Annotated in this window: 24 protein-coding genes, 1 tRNA gene and 1 pseudogene; 13 read left to right on the plus strand and 13 right to left on the minus strand. The window is 64.4% G+C overall.

Annotation, left to right across the window (positions count from 1 at the left end; translation table 11 throughout):
- The first annotated feature begins 1 nt into the window (after position 1).
- On the plus strand, positions 2-1672 hold the full coding sequence (locus JKF87_RS10170) for an alkaline phosphatase D family protein (protein ID WP_201099785.1): 1671 nt from the start codon (positions 2-4) through the stop codon (positions 1670-1672).
- A gap of 20 nt (positions 1673-1692) precedes the next feature.
- On the opposite strand, the gene poxB is transcribed toward JKF87_RS10170, so the two are convergent.
- Positions 1693-3411: a ubiquinone-dependent pyruvate dehydrogenase gene (poxB, locus tag JKF87_RS10175; RefSeq protein ID WP_201099786.1), complete on the minus strand. Its 1719-nt coding sequence runs from the start codon at positions 3409-3411 to the stop codon at positions 1693-1695.
- Between the two features lie 44 nt (positions 3412-3455).
- Here poxB and JKF87_RS10180 point away from each other — a divergent pair, with 44 nt between their 5' ends.
- The 5 genes from JKF87_RS10180 (at position 3456) to arfB (ending at position 7699) form a co-directional block, all read left to right on the plus strand.
- Complete coding sequence (locus tag JKF87_RS10180) at positions 3456-3836, plus strand: DUF167 family protein (protein WP_201099787.1); 381 nt, start codon at positions 3456-3458, stop codon at positions 3834-3836.
- A gap of 90 nt (positions 3837-3926) precedes the next feature.
- The gene (locus JKF87_RS10185; protein ID WP_201099788.1) at positions 3927-5417 is read left to right on the plus strand and encodes an amidohydrolase; all 1491 of its coding nucleotides are present in this window, start codon (positions 3927-3929) and stop codon (positions 5415-5417) included.
- Positions 5417-6757, plus strand: a complete 1341-nt coding sequence (locus JKF87_RS10190; RefSeq protein WP_201099789.1) for an amidohydrolase family protein — start codon at positions 5417-5419, stop codon at positions 6755-6757. Before JKF87_RS10185 ends, JKF87_RS10190 begins: the two co-directional genes overlap by 1 nt.
- A gap of 82 nt (positions 6758-6839) precedes the next feature.
- Entirely contained in the window at positions 6840-7298 is a 459-nt protein-coding gene (locus JKF87_RS10195; RefSeq protein WP_201099790.1) for a YaiI/YqxD family protein, read from the plus strand.
- Positions 7295-7699: an alternative ribosome rescue aminoacyl-tRNA hydrolase ArfB gene (arfB, locus tag JKF87_RS10200; RefSeq protein WP_201099791.1), complete on the plus strand. Its 405-nt coding sequence runs from the start codon at positions 7295-7297 to the stop codon at positions 7697-7699. Before JKF87_RS10195 ends, arfB begins: the two co-directional genes overlap by 4 nt.
- A 4-nt stretch (positions 7700-7703) precedes the next feature.
- On the opposite strand, the gene JKF87_RS10205 is transcribed toward arfB, so the two are convergent.
- The 5 genes from JKF87_RS10205 to JKF87_RS10225 all read right to left on the minus strand — a co-directional run bounded on the left by JKF87_RS10205 (position 7704) and on the right by JKF87_RS10225 (position 12211).
- Positions 7704-8438, minus strand: coding sequence for an EF-hand domain-containing protein (locus JKF87_RS10205; protein WP_201099792.1), 735 nt, complete (start codon positions 8436-8438; stop codon positions 7704-7706).
- 112 nt (positions 8439-8550) lie between these two features.
- On the minus strand, positions 8551-9294 hold the full coding sequence (locus tag JKF87_RS10210; protein WP_201099793.1) for an energy transducer TonB: 744 nt from the start codon (positions 9292-9294) through the stop codon (positions 8551-8553).
- Between the two features lie 76 nt (positions 9295-9370).
- Positions 9371-9841, minus strand: coding sequence for a hypothetical protein (locus JKF87_RS10215; RefSeq protein WP_201099794.1), 471 nt, complete (start codon positions 9839-9841; stop codon positions 9371-9373).
- A gap of 13 nt (positions 9842-9854) precedes the next feature.
- Positions 9855-11435, minus strand: coding sequence for a 2-polyprenylphenol 6-hydroxylase (ubiB, locus tag JKF87_RS10220; RefSeq protein WP_201099795.1), 1581 nt, complete (start codon positions 11433-11435; stop codon positions 9855-9857).
- On the minus strand, positions 11423-12211 hold the full coding sequence (locus JKF87_RS10225; protein ID WP_201099796.1) for a class I SAM-dependent methyltransferase: 789 nt from the start codon (positions 12209-12211) through the stop codon (positions 11423-11425). The genes ubiB and JKF87_RS10225 overlap by 13 nt, the downstream gene beginning before the upstream one ends.
- Before the next feature lie 120 nt (positions 12212-12331).
- On the opposite strand from JKF87_RS10225, the gene JKF87_RS10230 reads away from it, so the two are divergent.
- Together JKF87_RS10230 and JKF87_RS10235 are read left to right on the plus strand one after the other, a co-directional pair.
- Positions 12332-12637 carry a 4a-hydroxytetrahydrobiopterin dehydratase gene (locus tag JKF87_RS10230; protein ID WP_201099797.1) on the plus strand — a complete coding sequence of 102 codons (306 nt, stop codon included), beginning with the start codon at positions 12332-12334 and terminating at the stop codon, positions 12635-12637.
- Entirely contained in the window at positions 12634-13428 is a 795-nt protein-coding gene (locus tag JKF87_RS10235) for an SDR family oxidoreductase (RefSeq protein ID WP_201099798.1), read from the plus strand. Before JKF87_RS10230 ends, JKF87_RS10235 begins: the two co-directional genes overlap by 4 nt.
- A gap of 180 nt (positions 13429-13608) precedes the next feature.
- Here JKF87_RS10235 and JKF87_RS10240 read toward each other — a convergent pair whose 3' ends face one another.
- Positions 13609-14895 (minus strand): hypothetical protein, encoded by a 1287-nt coding sequence (locus tag JKF87_RS10240; RefSeq protein ID WP_201099799.1) that lies wholly within the window; start codon positions 14893-14895, stop codon positions 13609-13611.
- A 90-nt stretch (positions 14896-14985) separates the two neighbouring features.
- On the opposite strand from JKF87_RS10240, the gene JKF87_RS10245 reads away from it, so the two are divergent.
- A tRNA-Arg gene (locus JKF87_RS10245) sits at positions 14986-15062 on the plus strand.
- Between the two features lie 531 nt (positions 15063-15593).
- On the opposite strand, the pseudogene JKF87_RS18315 reads toward JKF87_RS10245, so the two are convergent.
- From JKF87_RS18315 to JKF87_RS10260, 3 genes and pseudogenes are all read right to left on the minus strand, one after another.
- Positions 15594-16700, minus strand: a pseudogene (locus tag JKF87_RS18315) (recombinase family protein); the annotation flags it as partial.
- 490 nt (positions 16701-17190) lie between these two features.
- Positions 17191-17463, minus strand: a complete 273-nt coding sequence (locus tag JKF87_RS10255) for an RNA polymerase sigma factor (protein ID WP_201099800.1) — start codon at positions 17461-17463, stop codon at positions 17191-17193.
- On the minus strand, positions 17460-17981 hold the full coding sequence (locus JKF87_RS10260; RefSeq protein ID WP_201099801.1) for a HEPN domain-containing protein: 522 nt from the start codon (positions 17979-17981) through the stop codon (positions 17460-17462). Before JKF87_RS10260 ends, JKF87_RS10255 begins: the two co-directional genes overlap by 4 nt.
- Before the next feature lie 159 nt (positions 17982-18140).
- On the opposite strand from JKF87_RS10260, the gene JKF87_RS10265 reads away from it, so the two are divergent.
- From JKF87_RS10265 to JKF87_RS10280, 4 genes are read left to right on the plus strand one after another with little or no spacing between them, the layout of a single operon-like run.
- Complete coding sequence (locus JKF87_RS10265; RefSeq protein WP_236261289.1) at positions 18141-18347, plus strand: helix-turn-helix domain-containing protein; 207 nt, start codon at positions 18141-18143, stop codon at positions 18345-18347.
- 31 nt (positions 18348-18378) lie between these two features.
- Positions 18379-19770 (plus strand): hypothetical protein, encoded by a 1392-nt coding sequence (locus tag JKF87_RS10270; RefSeq protein WP_201099803.1) that lies wholly within the window; start codon positions 18379-18381, stop codon positions 19768-19770.
- Positions 19771-19795: 25 nt separating this feature from the next.
- Entirely contained in the window at positions 19796-20353 is a 558-nt protein-coding gene (locus JKF87_RS10275; protein WP_201099804.1) for a hypothetical protein, read from the plus strand.
- Positions 20350-22485 carry an AAA family ATPase gene (locus JKF87_RS10280; protein WP_201099805.1) on the plus strand — a complete coding sequence of 712 codons (2136 nt, stop codon included), beginning with the start codon at positions 20350-20352 and terminating at the stop codon, positions 22483-22485. The genes JKF87_RS10275 and JKF87_RS10280 overlap by 4 nt, the downstream gene beginning before the upstream one ends.
- Positions 22486-22607: 122 nt before the next feature.
- Here JKF87_RS10280 and JKF87_RS10285 read toward each other — a convergent pair whose 3' ends face one another.
- The 3 genes from JKF87_RS10285 to JKF87_RS10295 form a co-directional block, all read right to left on the minus strand.
- Positions 22608-23423: an AbiJ-NTD4 domain-containing protein gene (locus tag JKF87_RS10285; protein WP_201099806.1), complete on the minus strand. Its 816-nt coding sequence runs from the start codon at positions 23421-23423 to the stop codon at positions 22608-22610.
- 357 nt (positions 23424-23780) lie between these two features.
- Positions 23781-24716, minus strand: a complete 936-nt coding sequence (locus tag JKF87_RS10290; RefSeq protein ID WP_201099807.1) for an antitoxin — start codon at positions 24714-24716, stop codon at positions 23781-23783.
- Positions 24713-25795, minus strand: coding sequence for a type IV toxin-antitoxin system AbiEi family antitoxin (locus JKF87_RS10295; protein WP_201099808.1), 1083 nt, complete (start codon positions 25793-25795; stop codon positions 24713-24715). Before JKF87_RS10295 ends, JKF87_RS10290 begins: the two co-directional genes overlap by 4 nt.
- Between the last annotated feature and the right edge of the window lie 19 nt (positions 25796-25814).

Consider the following 25814-nt stretch of genomic DNA (forward strand, 5'->3'; position numbering starts at 1 on the left):
GATGAACCTGGATCGCCGCAGTCTTCTGGGCCTGCTCGGCGCGGGCGCCGCAACGCCCGCCGCCGCAAAGGTCGCCAACACCGGACAGGTCGCCTTTCTGCATGGGGTGGCCAGCGGCGATCCGGGGCCGCATTCGGCTGTCTTCTGGACGCGGGTGACGCCTGAAACGGGTGCGGGCGGCGATATCGCCGTTACGCTGGAGGTCGCGCGCGATGCGGCCTTCAACGACCTGGTGCGCCGGGTTTCGAACCTGAAAGCCGGGGCCGAGCGCGACTTTACGATCAAGCACGAACTGGACGATGCGGCGTTTCGTCCAGGCTCGGAGTATTTCTACCGCTTCACCGCCAATGGCGTGACGTCGCCGGTCGGACAGGTGCGGACCCTGCCCGAAAACCAGACGCCGGACGTGGTTCTGGCGGTGGTGTCGTGCCAGCTTTATCCGGGCGGCCTGTTCAACGCCTATGACGCCATCGCCAGACAGCCGCGCGTCGATGCGGTCGTGCATCTGGGCGACTACATCTACGAATATGGCGCGGCGGCGGGCGACTATGGCATGGACCACGGGGCGCGGCTGAACCGCATTCCCGAGCCTGCGCACGAGATCGTCACTCTGTCTGACTACCGGACGCGTCACGCCCAGTACAAGACCGACCCCGACCTGCAGGCCGCCCATGCGCGGGCTGCCTTCATCTGCGTGTGGGACGATCACGAGGTGGCCAACGACACCTGGATTCTGGGCGCGGAGAACCACCAGCCGGAAACCGAGGGCGACTTCGCCGTGCGAAAGGCCGCGGCGCTTCGGGCCTATTACGAATGGATGCCGATCCGCGAGCCCAAGGCGGGCACGCTCCAGGAAGCGATCAACCGCGCCTTCCACTTCGGCGACCTGGCCAGCCTGATCATGGTCGAGACCCGGCTTCTGGCGCGCAACAAGCAGCTGACCTACGCCGATCTGCCGCGCAAGGCGGACGGCTCGCCCGACGTGGCGGCCTTTGAGGTCACGCGCAATGATCCGTCGCGCGACATGCTGGGCGAGGTGCAGCGCCGCTGGATCGGCGACACCATCCAGCGCTCGCACGCGGCGGGCCGTCCGTGGCAGGTGCTGGGCAATCAGGTGGTCATGGCCCGGGTCAAGGGGCCCAACATCGAGCAGATGATGCCGCCCGAGCAGGTGGCCCAGCTTCTGGCGACCCTGCCGCCGGAAACCCGCCCCGAGATCGAGGCGGCGATCCAGCTGTTCAAACTGGGCCTGCCGTTCAATCTGGACGGCTGGGACGGCTATCCGGCGGGCCGTGAGCGCCTGTATGAGACTTTCAAGGCCACAGGCGTCCAGCCCATCGTCCTGTCGGGCGACAGCCACGCCTTCTGGACCAATGAACTGTATGACAATGCGGGCCAGCGCCGGGCCGTGGAGTTCGGAACCTCGTCCATCTCCAGCCCGTCAGTGGGCGACCACGTCGGCGGCCTGCCCATCGGTCTGGCCCTGTCGTCGGCCAACCCGGAGGTGGTCTTCTGCGACCAGACGTCAAAGGGCTACATCCTGCTGACCCTGACGCCGGAACGCGCGGTCGCCGAACTGTGCGCGGTCTCGACCATCATGGCCAAGCCGTATCAGACGCGGGTCGTGAAACGCTACAGCGTGACGCCGCAGGGCGATCTGACCGAGGTCTGATCCCTGCCGGACCGGCGCTGCTAGAGGTTGGTCTTGGCCAGGGCCAGAACCTCGTCGCCGCGCCCGTTCATCACGGCCTTCAGCATATAGAGGCCGAACCCCTTGGCCTGCTCCAGCTTGATCTTGGGCGGGATGACCAGTTCCTGCTGGGCGGTGACCACATCGACCAGGGCCGGGCCGGGGTGGGCCAGGGCGGCGGCGACGGCCTCCTCCAGATCGCCCGAGTCCTCGACGCGGAAGGCGGTCACGCCCATGGCGGCGGCCATGGCGGCGAAGTTGGGGTTTTTCAGGTCGGTGCCGGTGTCCAAGAAGCCCGCCGCCTTCATCTCCATGGCGACAAAGCCCAGCGAGCCGTTGTTGAAGACGATGACCTTCACCGGCAGCTTCAGCTGCGTCAGGCTGATGAAGTCGCCCATCATCATGGTGAAGCCGCCGTCGCCCGACAGGGACACGACCTGACGATCCGGCGCTGCCGCCTGCGCGCCCATGGCCTGCAGCATCGCATTGGCCATTGAGCCGTGGTTGAACGAACCGATCAGGCGACGCCGGCCGTTCATCTCCAGATAGCGCGCGGCCCAGACGGTGGGGGTGCCGACGTCGGCGGTGAAGATGGCGTCATCCTCGGCCAGGCGGCTGACGACCTCGGCGACATATTGCGGATGGATCGGCTTTCCGGGCGGAGAGGGGCGGGCCAGATCGTCCAGTCCCTTGCGCGCCCCGACATAGTGTTTCTGCGCCGACTCCAGGAACCGTGACGAACGCTCGTGCTTCAGGCGCGGCAGCAGGGCCGACACCGTCTCGCTGACATCGCCGATAATCCCCTGCGCCAGCGTCGCCCGCTTGCCCAGCGCGGTCGGGTCGTGGTCGATCTGGATGATCTTTGCGTCGGTCGGATAGAAGTTGCGATAGGGGAAGTCGGTCCCCAGCATGACCAGGGCGTCACAGGCCAGCATGGCGTGATAGCCGGACGAGAAGCCGATCAGGCCGGTCATGCCGACGCTGTAGGGATTGTCCCATTCGACATGCTCCTTGCCGCGCAGGGCGTGGACGACCGGCGCCTGCAGCGCCTCGGCCAGCGCCACGACCGCATCGTGCGCCCCCGCACAGCCGCTGCCCGCCAGAATGGTCACCTTGTTGGCCCCGTTCAGCAGTTCGGCGGCGCGGTCCAGATCGACCTCTGCGGGACTGATGCGCGGGCGGCCCGGCGCATTCCATTCCGTGCTGGCGCCGTCCGGCGCCTTGGCCAGGGCCACGTCGCCGGGAATGACGATCACCGCCACCCCGCCCTTGCCGACGGCGGTGTTCAGGGCGCGGGCCAGGACGCCGGTGATCTGCGCCGGGTTGGTGACCAGTTCGCAGAAGTCGCTGCACTCGCGGAACAGCTCCTGCGGATGGGTCTCCTGAAAATAGCCCAGACCGATCTCGGATGAGGGGATATGGGCCGCGATCGCCAGAACCGGCGTGCGGTTGCGGTGGCAGTCGAACAGGCCGTTGATCAGGTGCAGATTGCCCGGCCCGCAGCTGCCTGCACAGACAGCCAGCTCCCCGGTGATGGCGGCCTCTGCCCCGGCGGCGAAGGCGGCGGTCTCTTCATGACGGACATGCATCCATTCGATGGTGTCCAGGCGCCGCAGACTGTCGTTCAGGCCGTTCAGACTGTCGCCGGTCACGCCCCAGATGCGTTTCACCCCCGCATTGGTCAGGGTCTGGGCGATCAGGTCGGCGACGGTCATCGACATGGGGGCGTCCTCATGGGCGGCCGGTCATCGGCCCGGGTCATGGGATGACGCGTCAGACGCACAGCCGTTCCCCGGCTGAGACTTATTGTCTAGGTTTGGCGGCGATTTCCCACCTCTCCGCGCGAGCCTGTCCCATCGCCGACCTTGCCCTGAAGCTCCAGCCCGGCGCCTCCGTCGACCGTATCGACGGCTGGGAGACGGACGCCGAGGGACGGCCTGTCCTGAAGGTCCGCGTGCGCGCCCGGCCGGTGGATGGCGAGGCCAACGAGGCGGTGACCCGGTTCCTGGCCAAGACGCTGGGCGTCAGCCGGTCTGCGGTCAGTGTGAAGCGTGGCGGCCAGTCACGGCTGAAGATGATTTCGGTCGAGGGGCTGGACGAGACTATCCTCCGGGAACGCATTGAGGCTCTGATCGCTGGGCGTTGAAACGCTTTGACCTTCCGCAATTCACCCGTTTCTATGGGTCATTCGCCGCATCTGCTTTTGTCAGGGTGCGGAGTGGGAGAAGGGGCTTTTATGAACAGACATCATCTGCGGGGCGCCAGCCTCGCGGCGGTCGCTTGCGCGGCATTGGCGCTGAGCGCCTGCGCCACGACCGGCCAGGGGACGGCCAACTCCGAGGCGGGCGGTGCGGCTAAACCCTCCAAAGATCGCAGCCTGGACGCGGGACTGGACCCGGCGACGACGCTGAATCCCTATCCCTCGACCTATCAGCCCCTGCCGCGCGAGAATTTCGCCGTGGTCGGCGCCACCGTCCTGACCGGCACGGATCGCAAGATCGAGAACGGCGTGGTCGTGGTCACGGACGGCAAGGTCGCCGCCGTCGGCGACGCCCAGACCCCGGTTCCCGCCGGGCACCGCGTCATTGATGCGCGCGGCCGCTATGTCACCCCCGGCGTCATCGACGTGCACAGCCACCTGGGCGTCTATCCGTCGCCCGGCGTTCAGGGCCTCAGCAACGGCAACGAAGCCACCAGCCCGAACACCGCCCAGGTCTGGGCCGAACATTCGATCTGGCCTCAGGACCCCGGTTTCAACACCGCGCGAGCGGGCGGGGTCACCACGCTGCACATCCTGCCCGGATCGGCGAACCTGTTCGGCGGTCGCGGCGTGACCATCCGCAATGTGCCCTCGGTCACCATGCAGGGCCTGAAGTTCCCGAACGCTCCCTATACGGTCAAGATGGCCTGCGGCGAGAACCCGGCGCGCGTCTATGGCTCGCGCAACCAGAGCCCCTCGACCGCCATGGGCAATATGGCGGGCTATCGCGCCGCCTTCATCGCCGCGCGCGAATACAAGGCCAAGTGGGACAAGTGGCGTGAGACGGGCGAAGGCTCGCCGCCGACCCGCAACCTGCAGAACGAGACGCTGGCCGGTGTTCTGGACGGTTCGATCCTGATCCAGAACCACTGCTACCGCGCCAACGAAATGGCGATGATGATGGATATGGCCAATGAGTTCGGCTACCGCATCTCGACCTTCCACCACGCGACCGAAGCCTACAAGATCGCGCCGCAACTGGCTGCCAACGGCATCTGCGCGGCCATCTGGACCGGATGGTGGGGCTTCAAGATGGAGGCTCTGGACGCCATCGAGGAGAACGCCGCCCTCGTGGACGCCCAGCAGGGTTCGTGCGCCGTCATCCACTCTGACGACCCGGAACTGACCCAGCGTCTGAACCAGGAAGCCGCCGCCGCCCTGTCGGCCGGTCGCCGCGCCGGTCTGAACATCTCCGAAGAACACGCCATCGGCTGGTTCACCTCCAACGCGGCCAAGGCCATCGGCATCGCCGATCAGACGGGGGCGCTGACGCCCGGCCTGCGCGCCGATGTGGTGATCTGGAGCGCCGATCCCTTCTCGATCTACGCCCGCGCCGATCAGGTCTTCATCGACGGCGCCCTGACCTATGACCGCGCCAATCCCGCCTATCAGCCGACCAGCGATTTTGAGCTGGGCCAGCCGGGCTATGGCCTGACCGCGGCCAACGCCACTGTAGGAGCCCGCTGATGCGCCTCTCTCACATGATCGCGGGGGCCGTCGCCGCCCTGTCGATGGCCGCGCCTGCGGTCGCCCAGGAAACCGTCGCCATCGTCGGCGGGCGCATCCTGACCGGAACCTCCGTCATCGAAAGCGGCACTGTCGTTCTGCGTGACGGCAAGATCGTCTCGGTCGGATCGGGCGCAGCGCCTGCGGGGGCGCGCGTCATCAATGCGGCGGGCAAGACCGTCGCCCCGGGCTTCGTCGCCGTGGATTCCGGTCTGGCCGGAACCGAGGTCGGATCGGTGCGCGGCGCCAATGACCTGAGGAACAGCGCCAATACGCTGAGCGCGGCCTTCGACGTCTCCTATGGGCTGGACCCCTGGTCCTTCACCCTGCCGGTGGCGCGTCTGGGCGGCATCACCCGCGCGGTGGTCGTGCCCCAGCATCCCGGATCCTCGGGCGGCCATGTCCATGAAGAGGAGACGGCGGGCGCAGGCGACGGCGGCTTCCAGACGCCGGGCCTGTTCGCCGGTCAGGCGGCCATCATCAACCTGGGCCAGGGCTCCAACATCCTGGTCAAGCCGCGCGTGGCCATGGTCGCCCCGTTCGGCGAAGCCGGGGCCGCCGTCGCGGGCGGCGCGCGCGGCGCCCAGTTCGTCCTGTTCAAGGAGACCCTGTCGGAGGTCCGCCTCTATGCCCGCAACAAGTCGGCCTATGAGCGGGCGGGCCTGCGTAATCTCAGCCTGTCGCGGGCTGATCTTGAGGCCCTGATCCCCGTCGCCAACGGCGCCCTGCCCCTGATCGTCACCGTCCACCGGGCGTCGGACATCCAGCAGGTTCTGCGTCTGGCGCGCGAAGAGGGGATCAAGATCATCCTGGACGGCGCCGAGGAAGGCTGGCTGGTCGCGGGTGAGATCGCGGCGGCCAATGTGCCGGTGCTGCTGAACCCCATCTCCAACCTGCCCAGCGATTTCGAGGTGCGGGCGGCGCGGATGGAGAATGCGGCGGCCCTGAACGCGGCGGGCGTGGTCATCGCCATCAAGGGCAATGAAGGCTCGACCCACCGGGCGCGCGAGGCCCGCTACAACGCCGGCAACGCCGTGTCGCACGGTCTGCCCTACAGCGCAGCCATCGCCGCCCTGACGGTCAATCCGGCCAGGATCTTCGGCATGGCCGGACAGTTCGGCCAGATCGCGCCGGGCGCTGCGGGCGATGTGGTGATCTGGTCAGGCGATCCGCTGGAGCCGCTCAGCCAGCCGTCGGCGATCTTCGTCAACGGCGTCGAACAGCCGCTGACCAGCCGTCCGCTATTGCTGCGCGACCGTTACCTGCAGCCGACGACGATGCCGCCGGCCTATCGGAACTGACGAATGGAAAGGGCGGGGCCGATGGTCCCGCCCTTTTTCTTTGAGTCTGTCGCATCGCATCGCGCCGCGCTAGGTCACGCCTATGCCAACCACCATCTACATCGACGCTGACGCCTGTCCGGTGAAAGGAGAGGTCTATCGCGTGGCGCGCCGCTACGGGTTGAAGACCTATGTCGTGTCCAACGGCTGGATGCAGGTTCCGCGCGAGGCCCTGATCGAACAGGTGGTCGTGGACGCCGGGCCTGACGTCGCCGACGACTGGATCGCCGAACGCGCGGGCGTGGGCGATGTGGTCATCACCGCCGATATTCCGTTGGCGGATCGTTGTCTGAAATCCGGCGCCCAGGCGCTGAAGTCGAACGGACAGCCGTTCACCCCTGACTCCATCGGATCGGCCCTGGCCGGACGGATGGTGGGCGAGCATCTGCGCTCGATGGGCGTGGCCACATCGGGCCCGCCGCCGTTCTCCGCCGCCGACCGTTCGCGCTTCCTGCAGGCCCTGGATCAGGCGGTGGTCAAGGCGCGCAAGGCGGCGACATGACGACCATCCCCGAGGACGAGCTGGAGTTCCGCTTTTATCGCGCGGGCGGGCCGGGCGGTCAGAATGTCAACAAGGTGTCGACCGCCGTGCAGATGCGGTTCGACGTCAGGAACTCGCCCAGTCTGACGGAGCCGGTCAAGGCGCGTCTGATGAAACTGGCGGGCAGTCGCTTGACGCTGGACGGGGTGATCCTGATCAACGCCGTGCGCCACCGCACCCAGGAGCGAAACCGCGCCGACGCCATCGAACGGCTTCAGGCCATGGTGGACGAGGCCTCGATCAAGCCGGTCTATCGGGTGCCGACCCGCCCGACCAAGGCCTCTAAGGAACGACGCCTGAAGGCCAAGACCACGCGATCCGCCATCAAGAGCGGGCGAGGGCGTCCCAGCGGCGACGACTGAGGCGTCAGCGGCGCCCACGGCCCCGACGACCGCCGTCGTTCTGGATCGCCGTTTGCGGCAGACCCTCCAGCGTCAGATAGCCCTGATGCCTGGTGTCCAGCAGGCTGAACCAGCGCTCGCCGGTCGCCGTCCATTCCTGAAGCGTGATCTTCTGATCCATGTTGCGGTCGGCTGAACGCACCGGCTGCGGCACCGACAGCAGACCTGCGCGGGCCATGCGTTCCGAGGATTCAGCCGCCGCCGTGACGCGGGGTTCGCGCGGCTGGATGTGCGAGGGTTCATCCTCCTGGCCGCCGCCTTCGCCCATGCCCAGGCGCGGCCCGCCGCCGCGACGACCGCCGCCGCCGGGACCGCCGCGCCCGCCTGGCCCCGATTGCGCCCCGACACGCAGGAAGGCGGCGTCGATCAGCCGCTCATAGGCGGCGATCTCGGCGGGATCGATGATCTGGTCGCCGTTCTGGTCCAGCCTGCCGAACCAGCGTCGTCCGTCAGCGGCGAATTCCTCCGGGGTCAGGCGACCGTCGTGATCGGCGTCGGCGCCGGCGAACCAGGCCGCGACCGGATAGGGTTCGCCCGCCTGTGACAGGAAGGGTTCGCCATAAGGGCTGATGAAGATGGAGGGCCGGGTTGTCGGGGCCTGATCCTGTGGCGGATCAGTCGCCGGGGTCGCAGCGGCGCCGATGGACGGAGCAGCCGTCAGGCCCAGGCTGATGATCAGGCCGGCGATCACGCGTTTCATCTTGAACCTTCAGTCTGAGGACGCCCCCGTCCCACGCTTCAACGGCTCAAGTTGCGACATTCCGTCGCAGCATGAAAGCGGATTCTGTGCCAGCGTAGGCCCCGGAAGCAGGTCAGCATTCGTAGCGCGTACAATAGCGCACACGAATTTCACGCCAGGCTTTGATTTGTCGCTCGGTGAGTTCAGGACATGCTTCTGCAAGACGGTCTGCAGAAGGCAGCTCTACATTTTCACCATCCAGAATTCGCTGCAGATCTTTCTCGGAGAACAGTCTTGCAAATTGCAAGGTTTGTGCATTGTGCCTTTCCGTTGCTGTTACAGGCATGAGTTCGTTCATCCATTCTTGAACAATGGAGCGGCGATCGAAGTCCAAACCGTCGAGTTGATCATCGAGCGGGAAGTCATTGATCTTGGAACTGCTGACAATACGACCCGCCAACGCCATCGCCGTAGAGGAGGGCGTTGGCCCGCGCCAGCGAGAGGGCCAATCCTCAAAGTCGGGAGCTATGAAATTCACGTTGGTTCTGAACAAGCCGCTGATCGGTCTGCCATTCTGACGCTCGACCCTGATGACGCCGCTGGCGACGATCAGGCGTCCCGCCGCGCCAAACCCTAAACCGTGGTGCGTCTCGGAGATTGTACGGCAAAGAAATGGATGACCATCTGCAGAGACGCGGCACTCGATACGCGCAGTCCCGCTGATGCCAAGCATATTGGCGAAACGCGGCGAAAGCTCTGACACAAGATCACCTGACGGCGCGGAACTCCAAGTTAGTTCGCTGTTGGTTTGTGCTTGCGCGACCGTAGCGCACGTAAATAGCGCGGCTGCAAAAGCCGCGCTCCAAGTACGAACCATGATCAGTCTCAGCCCCAGCCCCAGTTGCGTGGAAGCTGAATCATGAGTTGCGGCTCAAGTCCAGATGGGCCGTGGTTCAGCCCTCGGCAGGACGGAACAGAAGCGCGGCGATCTTGTCGTCGCTGTCGAAGCCGATCAGCCATTCGGTGACCTGGTTGTCGAAGGTGACCTTGAACAGTTGGGCCTCGCCTTCCTGGCGCAGATATTCGACGGTCTTCACGGCGCCGAAGCTCTTTAACAGGGGCGCAACCTGATCGGCCTGTTGGCGGATCTGGGTGGCCAGATTGTCGGTGAAGACGGCGTAGTCGAAGCCCGGTCCCTGGGCCGCCGTGATGACGCTACGCAGGGCTTCTTCGGCGCGGGCGATGTCTGGCGCCGCGGCTGACGGGGCGGATGGGGCGGGCGCCGGGCGCGCAGGCTGGGTTTGGGCTTGGGCGGGGCGGTCGAAGCTGTTGGGCACAGTTCCAGCCGCGACCTGCGCGGAGGCGGAGACGGGGGACAGCAGCAGGGCGGCGCCGAGGGCCGCCAGAGGCAGGGTCGTCTTCATGTGAAGGCTCCGGTCAGTGCAGATAGGGCCAGAGCGAAAGGCCCAGGGACGTCAGGGCGGCGATGACCGCGACCGTGACAGAAGCCACGAGCCAAGCCGGGGTTCCCGACTTTTCGATGACCACGGTCGTCGGACGCGGTGGTTCCTGCACCAGACGCGAGATGGCGCGGGCGGCCGAGATCACTTCGTTCAGGGCGTCCTTGGCCTGGGCCTGGGGGCCCAGTTCACGCTTGATCCAGCGCTCCACGACAGGTTTGGCGGCGGCCCACAGGTCGTGGTCGGGGTTCAGGCGACGGGCTACCCCTTCGACCGAGACCATGGTCTTCTGCAGCAGGATCAGTTCGGGCCGCAGGCTCATGTCGAACAGGGCGGTGATCTCGAACAACTGGCCCAAGAGGCGGCCCATCGACACCTGGCTGGCGGCGCGGCCGATCACCGGCTCGCCGACGGCGCGCAGAGCCTGGGCGAAGGTTTCGACCGAATGGTGCGCGGGGACATAGCCCGCCTCGAAATGCACCCGGGCGATCCGGTCGTAGTCGCGGCTGATGAAGCCCCACAGAATTTCCGCCAGATAGCGCCGCTCGGCCGGTCCCAGCCGCCCGACGATGCCGAAGTCGATGGCGGTCAGGTGGGCCGGGGCGCTGGCGAACAGATTGCCCTCGTGCAGGTCGGCGTGGAAGGCGCCGTGGTCCAGCGCCTGAACCAGGAAGGCGCGCACCACATTGTCGGCCAGCAGATCCTTGTCGATGCCCGGCAGTTCCAGCAGGGCGGGATCGGTCATCGGCACGCCCGGCGCCCATTCCAGCGTCAGCACCCGCTTGCCCACCCCGTCCCAGATGACGGCGGGCGCGGACATGTAGCTGTCCTTGGCCATGACCTCGGCCATCTCGCTGGCGGCGGCGGCCTCCAGACGCATGTCCAGCTCCAGATCCAGCGAGTTGGCGATGGTCTCGACGAAGGCCTGCGGCTCCAGACGGCGTGACAGGGGAACCAGCTTCCACACCAGGGCCGCGCCCAGGCGCATGGAATCCAGCCCATTGGCCACGCGGCGTTCGACGCCGGGGCGCAGCACCTTGACCGCCACGGCCCGCCCATCGGCCAGGGTCGCGCGGTGGGCCTGCGCCAGAGAGGCGGCGGCGACCGCCGGTCCCAGATCGGTGAACAGGCTTTCGACCGGACGACCCAGCGACTTTTCGATTTCGCGACGGGCCTCGTCTTCGGGGAAGGGCGGCAGGGCGTCCTTCAGACGGCCCAGATCGCGGGCGAACTCCAGCCCGAAGATGTCGGCGCGGGTGGCCAGAACCTGACCCAGCTTGATCGCCACCGGCCCCAGATGCTCGAACGCCTTGCCCAGACGCTGACCGGGGCGGCCCTGACGACCTGCGCGGCCCGAAAACATCTGGACGAACCGGGCGAAGGGCCGGGTCCAGGCGGGCAGCAGGGGCGTGACTTCGCGCGGCACCAGGGCGTCATGGCGCACCAGCACCCACAGCCAGCCCAGCAGGCGTAAGGATGCCGCAACCGGGTTCTGCACCGCCACGGTGGCGGGCGGCGGCGGGGCCGTGCGATAGATCCGGCTGGTCAGATCGCCCACCCGTGATGGATGGCGGCGATCCCGCCCGACAGATTGGTCACCGAGACGCGGCGGAACCCGGCGTCCTCGATCAGACCCTTGAACGCCTGCTGGTCGGGGAAGCGACGGATGCTCTCGACCAGATATTGATAACTGTCGCGATCCTTGGCGACCCAGCCGCCGATGCGCGGAATGGCGTGGAAGGACCAGGCGTCATAGACCTTGCGGATCGGGCCGGTCGTGGGGCGCGAAAACTCCAGGCACAGGAACCGACCGCCCGGCTTCAGCACACGCCGCGCCTCGGACAGGGCCTTGTCGATATGGGCCACGTTGCGGATGCCGAAGCTGATTGAATAGGCGTCGACCGAGGCGTCCGGCAGGGGCAGGTTCATGGCGTCGCCGACCGACCAGCTCATCTCCGGCTCGCCGCCCTTGTGCACGCCCGCCAGGATCATCTCGGCGTTGTAGTCCATGACGATGACGCTGGCGTCTTCGCCGCCGCGCCGTTCCTGGGCCGCGCGCGCCATCTTGGAATAGCGTCGGGCCATGTCGCCGGTGCCGCCCGCCACGTCCAGAATGGTTTCTCCGGGGCGCGGGTTCAGCTTGTTGGCGGCGATGTCCTTCCAGATGCGGTGGACGCCCACGCTCATCAGGTCGTTCATGACGTCGTAGTTCGAGGCCACGGAATCAAAGACCCCGCGCACCATCTTGACCTTCTCGCGCGCATCGACGTCGCGGAAGCCGAACGAGGAACGATCACCCGACGAATGCGGGCCGTGCGAAGGGGCGTCTGTCATGGGCGACGGTCTAGCGCGTCGCTGCGCCGCCGTCACCCGATCAGGCGGGTTGCGGATGAAGTTCAGGGCGCTTGCCGCGCTTCCTCGGGCGCCTTAGGCCAAAGAAAAAGAGGAAACCTGATGACTGACGCTCGACTGGATGTTGCGGAGGCGTTGAAGGCGCTGCCCGCATGGACCGCCGCGGACGGGGATCGCCCCGCCATCACCCGCAGCCTGAGGTTCGCCGACTTCAACGCCGCCTTCGGCTTCATGACCCGCGTGGCCCTGCTGGCGGACAAGATGGACCATCATCCAGAATGGTCGAACGTCTATAATCGTGTCGAGATTTTGCTGACGACCCATGACGCGGACGGGGTGACCGAAAAGGACGTGACCTTGGCCCGCTTCATCGACGAAGCCGCCGCCAGCCTGGGAGCAAAAGCATGAGCGTGACGCGTCCCGGCCGGGTGTCCGGCAAGAAGGCCCTGATCACCGGCGCGGCCGGCGGTCTGGGCGAGGCCATGGCCTTCATGCTGGCGCGCGAGGGCGCGACGGTGGCCGTCTCCGACATCGACGGCGGCCGCGCCGCCGCCCTGGCCGACCGCATCAACACCGAAATCCCCGGCGCCGCCTTCGCCTATGCTCATGATGTGGCCAGCGAGGATGACTGGACCCGCGTCATCGAGGCTGTGGCCGCCGATCTGGGCGGTCTGTCGGTGCTGGTGAACAATGCGGGCATCGGCGGCCCGCTGGCCCTGGTGGAGCAGGACACCGTCGAGAACTGGCAGCGCCAGTACGAGATCAACCTGCGCTCCATCATGCTGGGCGCGAAACACGCCATGCCGCATCTGCGCGCGGCGGCCCCGGCCTCCATCATCAATATTTCGTCCATCGCCGGTCTGGCGGCGGCGCCGGGCATGGGCGCCTATAACGCCACCAAGGCGGGCGTGTGGATGTACACCAAGACCCTGGCGCTGGAGGCGGCCAAGGCCGACTGGAACGTGCGCTGCAACTCGGTCCACCCCGTCTTCATCAAGACCCCGATCCTGGACCCCTTCATCGCCATGGCGGGCGGCGACGAGGCCAAGGCGGCGGAACGTCTGGCGCGCGGCATTCCCTTGAAGCGGATCGGCGAACCGGACGACGTGGCCTACTGCGTCCTCTATCTGGCGTCTGATGAATCGAAGTTCGTCACCGGCTCCGAGTTCAAGATCGACGGCGGCATGACCGCGCAATAGCCCACAATCATCGTCATCCCCCGGCAAGCCGCTTGCGGCGTAGACCGGGGGACCCAGCGGCCCGCGAGAGCGGGAAACTGTCGCGGACTCTGCGGTTAGTGTTTGCGGCTTCTCTACTTCGCCTTCGGCGCCGCTGGGTTCCGGGTCTTCGCTGCGCTTCGCCCGGAATGACGAAAGAAGCTACTCAGCCAGATCCACCGGCAGGATCTGGCTCGACAACAGGGTCCGCATCCCGGCCCAGTGATCCGGCCCCTGCCGCTCGACCCAGGCCTGGACCGTGTCGCGGCCAAGGCCGTAGTTGATGATGTAGCTGCGGTAGGTGTCGATGAACCGCAGCCGCTGCGCCGCCTTGGCGGGCTCGGTCAGGGTGTATTTGGCCAGCCGCGCGATCGTCTCGTCACGCCCGACCCGGCCCGACAGATAGTCGTCGGCGATGGTGTATTCCGCCCGCGCCAGTTCGCGCGTCAGGCCCATCAGCTCCGCCTTCTTCTCCGCCGTCGACGGGTCCAGACCCGCCAGGGGAAACAGGACGCTCTTTTCGAAATCGACGCCTTCATGGCCGGGGAAGGCCAGGTCGATTCCATAGTTGGCGCTGCCTTCGGCGACGAAGGACATCGGGCTGAACAGCGGATAGACGCTCATCTCCACCCAGCCGCGCTGGCGCACGAAGGTCTGTTCCAGCAGGGCGTTATAGACGTGGTGGCCGGGGTAGCCCTCGTGGCAGCCCAGATCGATGGCCCGTTCGGTATAGATCGGAAAGTCGGCGTTGATCTCGATCTTGGACGCTGCATTCCCCTGATAATAATTATAGCCCGACCAAGGCTTGTCGCCGACGAAGGCCAGGGTGAAGCTCTCGGTCGCGGGCAATGGAATATGCGCCAGGGTCCGCTTGCGGCATTCGGCGATGGCGGCGTCCATCACCACCTGCAGCCGGTCCTTGGGGATGACATAGTGTGATTTGAACGCCGTCACCCGGTCGGTCAGCGACCCCTCGCCGGGGATCAGGGCGTCGATCCGCGCCAGTACCGGATCATAGTCGCTCAGCGGCTTCAGCACGGGCCGCACGCCGAACAGGGCCTCGGCCTCACCTGCAAAGCTCATTTTCTCGCCGCCCAGCATCCGCAGGCGCGCATCCGCCGCCGCCACATGGGCCAGCAGATATTTGCGCCGCTGCGCCACCATCGGATCGGCGTTGGTCGCGGGCAGGGCGTTCAGTCGCGCCGTCAGGGCCTCGGCTCCCGCCTTCAGTTCGGGCAGGGCGCGCGGATGGGCCTTGGCCGCCGCCTCCCACTCCGGCGGGCCGTAGTAGGCATCGACATAGCCCGGTTCACGTTCGCCGATCTCCAGCGTCAGCGCCACATAGTCGCGCGCCACTGCGTCCAGGCTGTCCGCTGTTCCAGCCGCATCCCCCGACACGCCTGCGCAGGCCGTCAGCAACAGACAGGCGCCGATAATCCATCCCCGCATTCTTCATCCTCTCCCGATCTATGGCGTATTCGGGATTGAGACGGCCCGCGCCTTGCTGTAAGCGGCGTCATCTCGGCCCACGCCGCAGACGCACCCGTAGCTCAGCTGGATAGAGCGTTGCCCTCCGAAGGCAAAGGCCACACGTTCGAATCGTGTCGGGTGCGCCACTTCGGTTTAAAACCGAGAACTCCGCCAGCGGCGGCGTAACTTCCACCATCGCTAGACGCTAAGGCCCGCAGAAGCTCGGTTCGTGAGCCGATGATGCGCGCCTCTGTCTTGCTGATGACCTCCACCCGCTGTGTCAGAGCTCGGAGGTGATCCCGCCGATAACCGCTGGTGCGATCCCGCAGCTTACGCCGTGCGGCGCTGGCGAAGCGGGTTAGGGCGTCCGGCGTGATCGTCGGCGCCAGCCGATCTACTGACGCGCTGATCCGCTCGGCGTCTGCTCTGGCCTGATCGCGGATGCCTGAAAGTTCAGCCACTCGATCCTTCAGCGAGGCGTCGTCCGGCGACAGCAGACCGTTCTCGATAGCCTCGTAGAGCCGATTGAGCTTGGCGTCTGCCTCGGTGGCGCGCTTGCGCATCTCCGCGATGTGGCTGCGCCGCTGATCGGCCCATTCCTCCCGCCGATCTAAAAGCTGTTCCATCAGCGCCGCTAGACGATGCGGATCGAGCACGCGAGATTCGAGGTGGTCGATGATGGCGTCATCGAGTTTGTGCATCGGGACGGCGAGGCCCTTGCAGCCTGCCTCGCCCATGCGGGCCTTGGTCGAACAGGCGTAGTAGCGGTACTGGCCGCCCGCGCTGCCCTTTCCCGTCCTCAGAGTCATGGCGCCGCCACAGGCGCCGCAGAAGCAAATGCCCGTCAGCAGGTTTGGGCCGGTGGAGACGCGAGGCGGGGTCCACTTAGGGTTCCGAGAGGTGAGACGCGCTCGAACAGCCTCGTGGTCCGCCTTCGACACTATGGCCGGAACAGCCATGATGGCGTGTTCCGCCTCAGGCTTAGGCGCCTTGGTCTTGTGGTCGCGGGTGTTGAACCGGTGCTCGCCCATATAGGTCGAGCGGGTCAGGATCTGATGGACAGCGCTGATGCCCCAACGCCCGCCGTCTCGGGTTCGGACGTTCTGATCGTTCAAGCGTGTGGCGATGGTCTTCAAACCCATCGGCCCCTGCGCTCCGTCGCCGGTCAGCGCCCAGCGGTAGATAGTGCGGACTGTCTCGGCTTGGAGCGGGTCAATCTCCAAGGTCTTCTTGATCTTCGCCCCGCGCTGCTCGGCCGCGACGATGCGGTAGCCGATGGGCGGTCGGGCGCCGTTCCAGAAGCCCTGGCGCGCGTTCTCCTTCATGGCTCGCAGGGTGTGCTTGGCGTTCTCGCGGGATTGATACTCGTCGAAGAGCGTCATGATCTGGCGCATCATCACGCTCATGGGGTCGTCGCCAAGCTCTTGGGTGATCGAGACCAGACGCACCCCGTTCTTCGCAAGCTTGCGGACGTAGAACTCGAACTGAAACTGATCGCGGAAGAACCGCGAGAAGCTGTGCACTACGATCATGTCGAAGGCGGGAGGCTTGGTCAGGGCCGCCTCGATCATGGATTGGAAGGATGGGCGTCGGTCGTCAGTGGCCGTGTTGCCCGGCTCGACATACTCCGCCGTCGCCTCCCAGCCCTTGGCCTCGCAGTAGGCTTCCAACTGACGGCGCTGGTCAGGGATCGACAGATCGTTGACGGCCTGCCGTCCGGTCGAGACGCGGAGATAGAGGGCGGCCCGGGTCTGAACGCCCGTGGTGAAGGCTTTGCGGCTCATGTTCTGCTCCTCTCAGAGGCGCGGACCCAGAACCTCGTCGAGCACCTCGCCAAGCCACGCCTCCACCGCCTGAAGTTCGGCCGGGGTGATCGGGAGATCATCAGACCAGGTGTCGGTGACGCGGACGGCCGATTGTACGCCAACTGGCCGGGCTTGCGGAGTCCGGCGCCGACGCGCCTCCGGCTCTGATGACGGCTGGACGTACATAGCCGCCAAGCTGATCGCTCTAAAACCACGCGCATACTCGTAACCTTCCCCTCGGAAATCTTCGGGCGCCACTTTCTTGCAAAGCGGATCGATCCATCGATCACGCCCAGCCTTCAGCGGCGGCGGCCGACCGGGTCAACGCCTGCGGCGCTTGCCGCAGCCCGCAGGGCGCGAAGCGGGGTTGAAGCGGGCGGGCGGCGCTGCTCCCCACCCCTAAAGTGAGGGTCAATACGGCTCCGCTTGTCAGACAATGCCGGCGCAAAGCCTATCCTGCCCTAGACCCTCACGAACGTTCAGAAGCCCCTCCACCGCCCGCCTCATCGACGGCGCGGCTCAACCGAACGAGCGCCTCCGCCAAGCCTGCTTCGACCGCCTGCTGGTCGATGCCCAGGTGCTCGGCGATCTGCTCCAGCGACAGTTCGGCGATGCGGTGGAGGAGGAGGACGTCGCGACAGTCTCGCGGCAGGCTCCGTATCGCCCGGATGAGTGTCCGGCGCTCGCGGTCTTCGGGCACCTCCCGCCGACCCCGCCACAGCCGTGAAGGCCGGAGCCTCACGCGTCCGCCTCCCTGTCGATCCCGATAGCGGCCTCCACTGCGCTGAGCAGGTCGCAGATAGCTCTATCAGCATCGTCGGGCGGGAGCGGCAGGTCCGGGCTCACTGAACCGGAACGCAAGGCGCCGGAGGCGTACAGCGGGCCGAACACCGCAGCGAGTTCGGCGATGCCGTCAGGCACACGTCGAAACCCCAACATCCGGGCGCACCGAAGCGCCTTGGTCAGGTCATGACGGAGGTAAACGCGGTTCCAATCGTCCGAAAGCCCGCGATGCAGAAGGTAGGCTTTGAGGCCGAGTTCAATGGCGATGGCGGAGTGATAGGCCCACCGGGAGCCGACTCGATCATCATCGGTCCAGGCCATCGCGTGGAAAGCTCGGGCATTGTGGCCGAACGCCCTCGCGAGGCGCTGGTCGGGAGTGCGCTGTCGCGTCCTAGTGATGCTGCGCCCGCAGCGCCCCAAGGTCGCGTCGCCGACAAGGGGAGCCGCGCTTGTCTCAGTCTTCTGGTGGTCAGGCATGCGTGACCTCCCGCGCAGCCGCCCGGTCGCTCAAATCGTGCTGAACGGTGGAGTTTGATGGAATTTCACCTACACTCCACCGAATTTCCGCGACGAAGTCAACGAAATTCCGTCACGTAAGGAGGAATTTCGGTCATGCTGGAGCCGAGTCAGATACGGATGGCCCGCGCCGCATTGAAAATCAGCGTCCGCGAACTGGCGAAAATGACCGGCGTGGCCGACTCCACCATTCTTCGTTTCGAGAGTGGAAAGGGAGCGATTCTCACGACAAATATGAAGCGCATGCAGGAGGCCCTGGAAGCTGCCGGAGTGACCTTCGTGCCCGCAGATTCTTCCGGCGGGCCGGGTGTCCGTCTGAAGACGTGATCCTTAATCTGCTCAACCCGATAGGACAGCCTTGACCCCCATTCCGGCAGAATTGCTTCAAAGTCTTGCCGCCCCCGGGGGAGGACAGGTCGCACTCGTGATTGGTGCCGGCTGCTCAGTAGGCCATCCGACCAGCATTCCGCTCGCTGGCGACCTCTCGGAAGCAGTTGAACGCCAACTCGTGCTCAACGGCCGACTGCATGCAAATCAGTGCCCAAACCCGCGCGACCTCGCCGCGCTGGCGAGCCTAGTCTTTCAGATTTGCAACAATCAGGTCGAATTGGTTCAGTGTTTTCCGATTCAGCGAATGCGGCTCGCTAGAGCCAACCTCGGTTACAAACTGCTGGTGGCACTGATGGCGGAGGGTGCCGTAAGTCATGTACTATCTCTCAACTTCGATCTGGCGATTCAGAACGCTGCTGCCGAACTCGGTATCGAGATCGCAACGATCGCTGCCGTCAATGAACCCGTCCCGATCCGCGCGGCTCTGATCCAATTGCACGGGAATGCCAACAGCGAGCCTGACGAACTCGTCCTCCGAACTGAAGTCATGGACGGGGAGTGGATCGGCCAATGGCACCAAATCGTGGCTCAACAGGTACTGGCGGCTCCGACAGTCCTCTTTGCTGGCCTCGGCTCGCCGGCCCCTGTCATCACCGCAACGGTAGCGATGATCCAAGGCGCGTTAAGCGGTAACAAAGCACTATATCAAGCCGATATCGTCCCCTTCGCGGAGAGCGGCTTTGCTGCGAAGCTCGAGATACCCGAGCATCGCTACATCCAAGCATCGTGGGACTCGGTCGTCACACGACTAGCCGAGCGCATCGCCGCGCAGCAGGTCGACTCGCTTTCGCGCAGCGGCCGTGCGCTTTTGATGGAGAACCATCACGGCGAAGATGATCTCCAGCGGTTCAGTAGTATCGTCGCCAAGCTCGCTGGCCAGTCGCTACTCACGCTGGGCAAGATGCGTGCTTTCGCCGATCTAGACCGCGACAAGCTCTACCGGCAGCACAGCGTCCGTGACGACGAATTCATGTCGGAGCCGATACTCCGGCTCGCCGAAGTCGCAGAGCGGTTGGGGCTCGACACGGCGCCGACGCCCGCCGGCACGTGGACGCTGCGGCGGAACGGGCAACCGATTGGACAGATCGTGCTAGCGACCGGCGGCGGCGTGCGTCGTATGGCTGCGGTTGAAGCTCGCGCCAAGACCATCTGTGAAATCGTCGCGGACAGTGGCCCGATGCCCGTAGATATCGTTCTGATCTGCGGCTTGGTCGACGCAGCTCCCGTGTTTGATCACATCGACCTCATTGCCGACGAAAAGCCGGACGACATCATCGGGGGCCTCGCCGCTCCCCTGCTAGTCTCCGCCAACGACCCGCTCCACGTCGACCGTATTGGAGAGTTGTTACATGTCGCCTGAAGGCTCCTCACTCTCGGCATCGTCCATGATCGCTCTCGCTAGCGAGACACTTTCGCTAAACGGTTACCGCGTCGTGCGCGACATGACTGATATGAGGAAGCTCGGCGACCAGGCCCTTCTGGCCGAGGACGCCTATAGTGTAATCTCGGTCGTCGCCTTCGAAACCTGGCAACAGCTCGAGACGGAATGGGCGGAAGCTCAGGCCGACCTCGTCGATCTCCTCGCCCGCCGTCTTTCCCGCTCCGCGCCGAAAGCGTGGGACGGTTATCTTGTGCTCCTGTGTGCCAGTGAGCCTTTGGACCGCCTCGACGCCGATCGGATCGAGCGCGATACTTCCAGGGTTCGTAAGATCGTCGCCACGGGGAGTGGGCTGCGCACCAGCGCCGACGTGACACGCGCTCTGGATCTCCTTCTCCCGCTCGAGCTACCGGGCAATCTTTCCGCCCTCGAGGACGTCCTCGACGGGCTGCCCGAACTAATGGAGAATACCGTCGATCGTGCGAAGCTGAAGATCGTCGTCGACGCCTTCCGCGAGGGCGAACCACCGCTCGAGCGCCTGCACGAAAGTGGTGGCGGACGATGAGGTTAAAGTCGATCACCATCGAGGGATTTCGGGCGTTCAGCCGTCAGACGACGATCGATCTCGACGCAGACGTCATCCTCCTGCAGGGCCCTAACGGCGTAGGCAAGACGTCCCTTCTCGACGCCATCCTCTGGGCACTGGCCGGCACGATCGCTCGCTTCGCCGAGCGTGGCACGCCCATCTCGACATACGCCCGCGAGGGCCGCGCTCGCGTCGAACTCACCATGTCTGGCAATGACGGCGACGTTGTCCTCACACGGGCGACGGACGGAACGGCGGAGGACTTTGTCCGGCTCCGGATTAATGGTCGAGAATACGAGCAGGCGGCCGCTACGCAGCAGCTATGCAACTTGCTCCTTCCTCACCTGAAGGACCGCAGCGGTGCCCGAGATGCTCTGAACCGAGTCCTCACGCGGGGAGTTTACCTCCAGCAAGATTTGGTCCGCCAATTTGTCGACGACGATAGCGCGGCGGATCGTTTCGCCCTCGTAAGCGAGGTGATCGGTGCCGGTGCCGTGCTCGAGCTACAGGCCGCGCTTGAGAAGAGCCGGCGGTCGTGGGCGGCGAGTACAACCACTTTCCGCAAGGAGGAACTGGATCCGCTGGTGGTGCGGATCGCTCAGATCGACGAACACCTCGCCCGTCTCTCAGATGTCGGCACGGTAGCGAGCGACGACGCGCGTCAAGCCGCCACCACGCTCTTCCAGCAGGCGGTTGCGCTATTGGGTGAACCTCGATTTGGTCCCGACGCGACACCCACGACCCCGGCCCGGCTGGACCGACTTCTCAAGACAATGGATGCCGAGCGCAGCAGGCTTGAGCGCGATTTGGCCACCACTCGCAACCTGCTGGAGCAGATCCCAGAGCTGTCCAATTCGGCAGCCTCCGACAATACCGGCGAAAAGCTGCGTGAGGAGGAAACCAAGCTGGTTGACCAACTGTCGGCAGCGGATGAAGCGATACGCACTGAGCACGCCCGGCTAGCCGCCCAGAGGCAGGCTCAGGTTATCGCTACCGACCGCGCGCAACGTGCCGCGACAATGGCCAAGCTAGCACTACAGGACCTCGGCGAACACTGTCCCGTGTGTCAGCAGGCCCACGACGTCAGCCACACGATAGCCCATCTGCAAGCACTCATCGAGATCGCCTCGGAAGTCGGCCAGACCACCACAACTGACCGGTTGGGGCCGCTGACAGATGAGCGCGCCGAAATCCAAGCATCGCTGAATCTTATCCGCGAGAGCCTCCGACAAATCGAAAACGATATGCGCGAGCGCGAGGCGCAGCGCTCGATTCTCACAGCCCGCCTTTCGGACCTTGGGATCAGCGGCATCGGAGACCCTGGCACGAGCCTTCAGGAGCGCTCGATTGCAATTGAGAAGATGCTCGGAACGCTCGCTAGGCTGCTCTCAGATGGCGAGCGCCTGTCCTTGCAGGTACTGCGGCTCGGCGAGCAGCGTCAGCGTGACGAACTCATGGCCGAACGTGTCCAGGTCACAGCGCGTTTGGATGCAGCAAGTAGCCGAGTTGGTAGCGAAGAAGCTACCCGAGTCCTCTCCGGTCAGATCATCGACGGTCTACGGGACGCTTCGCTGGCGGTGACGGCGAAGCAGATCACCCAGATCGCACCGTTGTTCCAGAGAATTTACAGCCGCATCGATCCGCATCCTACTTTCCGCATAACGCAGATCATGGCCGGAATGGAGCGCGGCCGCGGCAAGCTGGAGGTAGGCATCTCCGATCCTGACACTTTCGCGCAAGCCCGAGATGCGGGACCACTGCTATCCAGTTCTCAGATGAACTCGTTCGCCGTATCTCTATTCCTCGCGATGAACCTAGCTCTCCCCAGCTTGCGGCTTAACGTAACGATCCTCGACGACCCCCTACAGAGTCTTGATTCTATCAATCTATTGGGCCTCGTCGATGTCTTGCGGCGGTTCGGTGCTCACAGGCAAATCATCGTTTCAACGCATGAAGAACGGCTGGTTGGGCTACTCCAACGCAAGCTCCGGCCCGTGCAACCAAGCGAACGCATGGTGACAATGATTTTTGAGAGTTGGACCCGAGACGGTCCAACTATGCGAACGGTCGAGTTCGCTCCGACGACGGACGAACAGGTGATCGCCGCGTAAAACGAAAGCCGGTCTATTCAGAGTTGTAGTATGGAAACGGCTTGTTTTTCAGTAGTATTTGAACCTGACGATGTGGACCTGCCGGCGAAGTGATGTCGGTGCGGTCGCGCCCGTCGCCCAAATCAAACCTGTTGCGACCGCTCCCGGTGCCGCAGCAGGTATACGCTGACCGCCGACGCTACTGTTACGACCAACTCGGCCTCTGCGAACTGCGGGTCGCGGCCTTCTTGGAGGTGTCGACCTTCCTGCGAGGTGAAGCCCCAGAGCTTGTGCAGCGCGACATCGAGCGGGGCCGGCAAAGGTAGCCGATTGATGATGGGGCCAAGCGTGTCCGAGCTGCCGGACACCTCGCGGGCAACGCATTCCAAAGCGGCCATCGCGTGCTGGATCGCGCCGGTGGTGTCGGCGTGGGGCCGCCGCGAGATATCGCGCAGCGCCTCGTGAACTTCGTTGGCAGCGGTCGGCGTTCCCGCCGCCCGCATTGTCTCAACTGCATCTCGTGTCGCTAGGGCGAAGGCTTCTGACCCCCGCGCCCTGATTTTGCCGTCCTCAATTTGCCAGCCGATGCCGTTCTCGCGGAAGAGCAGGTTGAGCCGGCGCGTAAAGCCGTCTTGCCGGGTTCCCGAATAATCGTGCTTGCCGATCTCCGCATATATTCGCTCGGCGATGTCATAAACCTTGAACCAAAGCGCCTCGCTCATGAGCTCGTCGATCTCGCGAGAGACGTTCTCCGCGCCCCAGTTGTGGGCGTAATCCGGCCGCTTCAACAGGACCGCGCAGATAAGTTCACGCAATTCCTTGCCGCCAATGTCCGAAGCATAGGCGAGCTGCGTTAGGCCGACGCGGAGAACTTCAGGCGCATCCTCGCGGATTTTCATTTCGGCGTCCGGCGCGCTGAAGTTGAAGCGTTCTGAAAAGGAACTTTCTGCGTCCGTCATCGGCATCGCATAGCACGGGCATGCCAAACAGGCATTCGCGAAACAATCGGTTCAGCGGTGGCTCACGCTTTTTGGCGAATACTGGAACTACGCCGAGGGGGCACCGCCCACCGACGCGAGTGGACCACTAGGCCAGTTTAGGTCAGGTTTGCGCTTCCTGGTCCATGCACTTCTCGACGATCGGGCGGTGGGCGGCAGATAGCTGCCAGCGCACAGTTGCGTTTTCGCGAGCCTGAGAATCCCGTCGCGCGGATTATAGAGCACCGGGAAGGGCGCGCGGTCGGCAAGGGAGAGCGGCTCGCTTATCCCTGCGGGATTCCCTTGGGCGAGAGAGAAGTTCACCGGTCAGGAGCGAACTTAATGCGCCTTCTCGCTGGTCGCCGCCAGCTTCGGTTCCGTCCAGATGTATTCTAGGCCAACAAGAAGCTTTCCAACGATATCGGCTACCTGGCGCTGCCTTAAAAGGCGGAGTTCAGCTGTCTCGTCGTCATCGCCGATTTCAAATTTCGCAACGGCCACAGGGCCGTCTTTGCGGAAGCCCTCCACGTTCTCGCCATCTCCAAAACGGGTCTGAAGCTTGCGAAGTCCGTCGGCAATGACATCACGATGTGCGCCTTCGGCTGCTGCCTGAAACTCGGCGACAGCAACCTCAACCCCGCCCTCGCCATGCTCCAGGCAATATACGAGGTCGTGGGCGTCCTTGCGTTCCCTGCGATCATCAAAAGCAAACGCTTTCAGGCACGAAAAGCTGACGCGATTTGCATGCGCAATCGTTTCAGTAGCGTGTCCGTCATCACCGAGTAGCTCGGCGGTGATGGTGATCTTGTCGTGCAGATCGAACACGATATCTGCGTGAGGGATGTTCATGGCAGTCACATTGCCTGCCGTGGGCAGTTCGACCATTCTTCCTGCGACGTTGGGATCGTAAGCCAAGAACTCCACGACCAGGACGCTGCCGCTTTCCAGCTTGGCCTTCCAGCGCCAGTTCACCTTGGCACCGTTATCGTTTTCGCCCCGCTCGAAACCCATGCGCTTAAGGTTCTTTTCGAGCGTCGCGTAGGCTTCTGTGTTCGCGAGGATCGCCATATCGACCACCATGTCGATATCGCCCGTGCCGGCATGGGGAGGGATCTCTGGCGGTTTAGCCTTCACAAGGTATCGAGGGGTCAGGCCGCCAACCAGAAAGACTGACTGTCTCAGCGGACCTAGCCCGCGGAGAAGGGTGACCAGAACGCGTTCGCAGTCCGTAGTGACTTGCTCGCTATAGCCATCGAGAAATTGGGGCTTGGTCATTGAAGCATGGTTTCGCGCAGGTGTTGGGCCATTTCTGGAGATCTACCCGCCCCTTGAAGAAGGTCGAGGTAGACTTTCAAGGGGCTGGCTAGCCAAATGGATTGATGGCGGCGAAAAGCGAACTCACCTTCTGAATCCGCTTCGAGCACGCCAAGATTCCAACCCTCCTGAACCGGCCTGGCGTCGATAGATTCAAGCGCGTCGCGGCTGGCGGTGTTATCCATGAAGCGGCACCGGACTTGGCTCACCGAGGAGAGGTATGGCGCATACTGCTGTGCGGCAGCTTCACCCGTAATCTCGTAGAGGGCGTGCCGGTTGGCGAAGGCGGCATCAATCTTTCCGGTCACATCGAGCAATCCGCCGCCAGGCACAAAATATTTCTTCAGTTTCGGCTTGGGTGCCTGGCGTTGATGTTCGCTCCATGCGTCCAGAAAGGCTTGGGAGTCCGCGAGCCGGCGTTCTTTGGATGGCCCAGATCCGCGGATTTCGAGCCAATTGTGACGTTCAGCCGTCGTCAACGTCTCGGAGACGGTCGCCGGCGCTCCATCGATCAATTTCGCGAGTTGATGGACTCCGAACCACTCGCCTCGTTTTTCCCATACGGCGTGCAGCACCTGAGCGCGGCGACCTTGAAAAATGGCGCCTAGCTTCTTTTCAGCCGACTTCCGCAGTGGCTTGTCGATGAACAAATAGGCACCTGGCGCTGGCACGAATAGGCTGCCGCCTTTGTCGGAATAACCGACTTGCTCCTGACGCAGGATTTCCTTAGCGCCCGGGGAGATGGTTTCTGCGCTGATGAATGGAAATTGAGGCATAGCATCGCCCGCTGGCTGTCCAGCTATCGCCCGCAATCTCCAGATCAGCTCTCTTAGGTCGCGTGGGAATATTTCGGTCTTACACTCGACGATCAGACGGTAAGGCTGGCCTGCGGTATTGGCGTTAATCACCACGTCTGCCACGCTGGTACCCATATGCGAGTCTCGTGCAGCTACCTGCGCGTGAGTCATGGGCACCTGATTCAACGCTTCCAAAAGAGCGTCGATTAACTCGGATTCGAGCTTGTTCGATAAAGAGGCCATATTCGGTCACCAGCGAATA

This window comes from Brevundimonas nasdae, from assembly GCF_016654005.1.
Lineage (GTDB): Bacteria > Pseudomonadota > Alphaproteobacteria > Caulobacterales > Caulobacteraceae > Brevundimonas > Brevundimonas nasdae.

Coding starts and splice junctions, on each gene's coding strand:
- JKF87_RS10230 (WP_201099797.1), top strand. CDS start 12,332: ATGACTGACGCTCGACTGGATGTTGCGGAGGCGTTGAAGGCGCTGCCC.
- JKF87_RS10235 (WP_201099798.1), top strand. CDS start 12,634: ATGAGCGTGACGCGTCCCGGCCGGGTGTCCGGCAAGAAGGCCCTGATC.
- JKF87_RS10285 (WP_201099806.1), bottom strand. CDS start 23,423: ATGACGGACGCAGAAAGTTCCTTTTCAGAACGCTTCAACTTCAGCGCG.
- JKF87_RS10290 (WP_201099807.1), bottom strand. CDS start 24,716: ATGACCAAGCCCCAATTTCTCGATGGCTATAGCGAGCAAGTCACTACG.
- JKF87_RS10205 (WP_201099792.1), bottom strand. CDS start 8,438: ATGAAACGCGTGATCGCCGGCCTGATCATCAGCCTGGGCCTGACGGCT.
- JKF87_RS10180 (WP_201099787.1), top strand. CDS start 3,456: ATGACGCGTCAGACGCACAGCCGTTCCCCGGCTGAGACTTATTGTCTA.
- poxB (WP_201099786.1), bottom strand. CDS start 3,411: ATGTCGATGACCGTCGCCGACCTGATCGCCCAGACCCTGACCAATGCG.
- JKF87_RS10280 (WP_201099805.1), top strand. CDS start 20,350: ATGAGGTTAAAGTCGATCACCATCGAGGGATTTCGGGCGTTCAGCCGT.
- JKF87_RS10265 (WP_236261289.1), top strand. CDS start 18,141: ATGGCCCGCGCCGCATTGAAAATCAGCGTCCGCGAACTGGCGAAAATG.
- arfB (WP_201099791.1), top strand. CDS start 7,295: ATGACGACCATCCCCGAGGACGAGCTGGAGTTCCGCTTTTATCGCGCG.
- JKF87_RS10295 (WP_201099808.1), bottom strand. CDS start 25,795: ATGGCCTCTTTATCGAACAAGCTCGAATCCGAGTTAATCGACGCTCTT.
- JKF87_RS10275 (WP_201099804.1), top strand. CDS start 19,796: ATGATCGCTCTCGCTAGCGAGACACTTTCGCTAAACGGTTACCGCGTC.
- JKF87_RS10170 (WP_201099785.1), top strand. CDS start 2: ATGAACCTGGATCGCCGCAGTCTTCTGGGCCTGCTCGGCGCGGGCGCC.
- JKF87_RS10195 (WP_201099790.1), top strand. CDS start 6,840: ATGCCAACCACCATCTACATCGACGCTGACGCCTGTCCGGTGAAAGGA.
- JKF87_RS10260 (WP_201099801.1), bottom strand. CDS start 17,981: ATGCCTGACCACCAGAAGACTGAGACAAGCGCGGCTCCCCTTGTCGGC.
- JKF87_RS10225 (WP_201099796.1), bottom strand. CDS start 12,211: ATGACAGACGCCCCTTCGCACGGCCCGCATTCGTCGGGTGATCGTTCC.
- JKF87_RS10190 (WP_201099789.1), top strand. CDS start 5,417: ATGCGCCTCTCTCACATGATCGCGGGGGCCGTCGCCGCCCTGTCGATG.
- JKF87_RS10215 (WP_201099794.1), bottom strand. CDS start 9,841: ATGAAGACGACCCTGCCTCTGGCGGCCCTCGGCGCCGCCCTGCTGCTG.
- JKF87_RS10210 (WP_201099793.1), bottom strand. CDS start 9,294: ATGGTTCGTACTTGGAGCGCGGCTTTTGCAGCCGCGCTATTTACGTGC.
- JKF87_RS10240 (WP_201099799.1), bottom strand. CDS start 14,895: ATGCGGGGATGGATTATCGGCGCCTGTCTGTTGCTGACGGCCTGCGCA.
- JKF87_RS10185 (WP_201099788.1), top strand. CDS start 3,927: ATGAACAGACATCATCTGCGGGGCGCCAGCCTCGCGGCGGTCGCTTGC.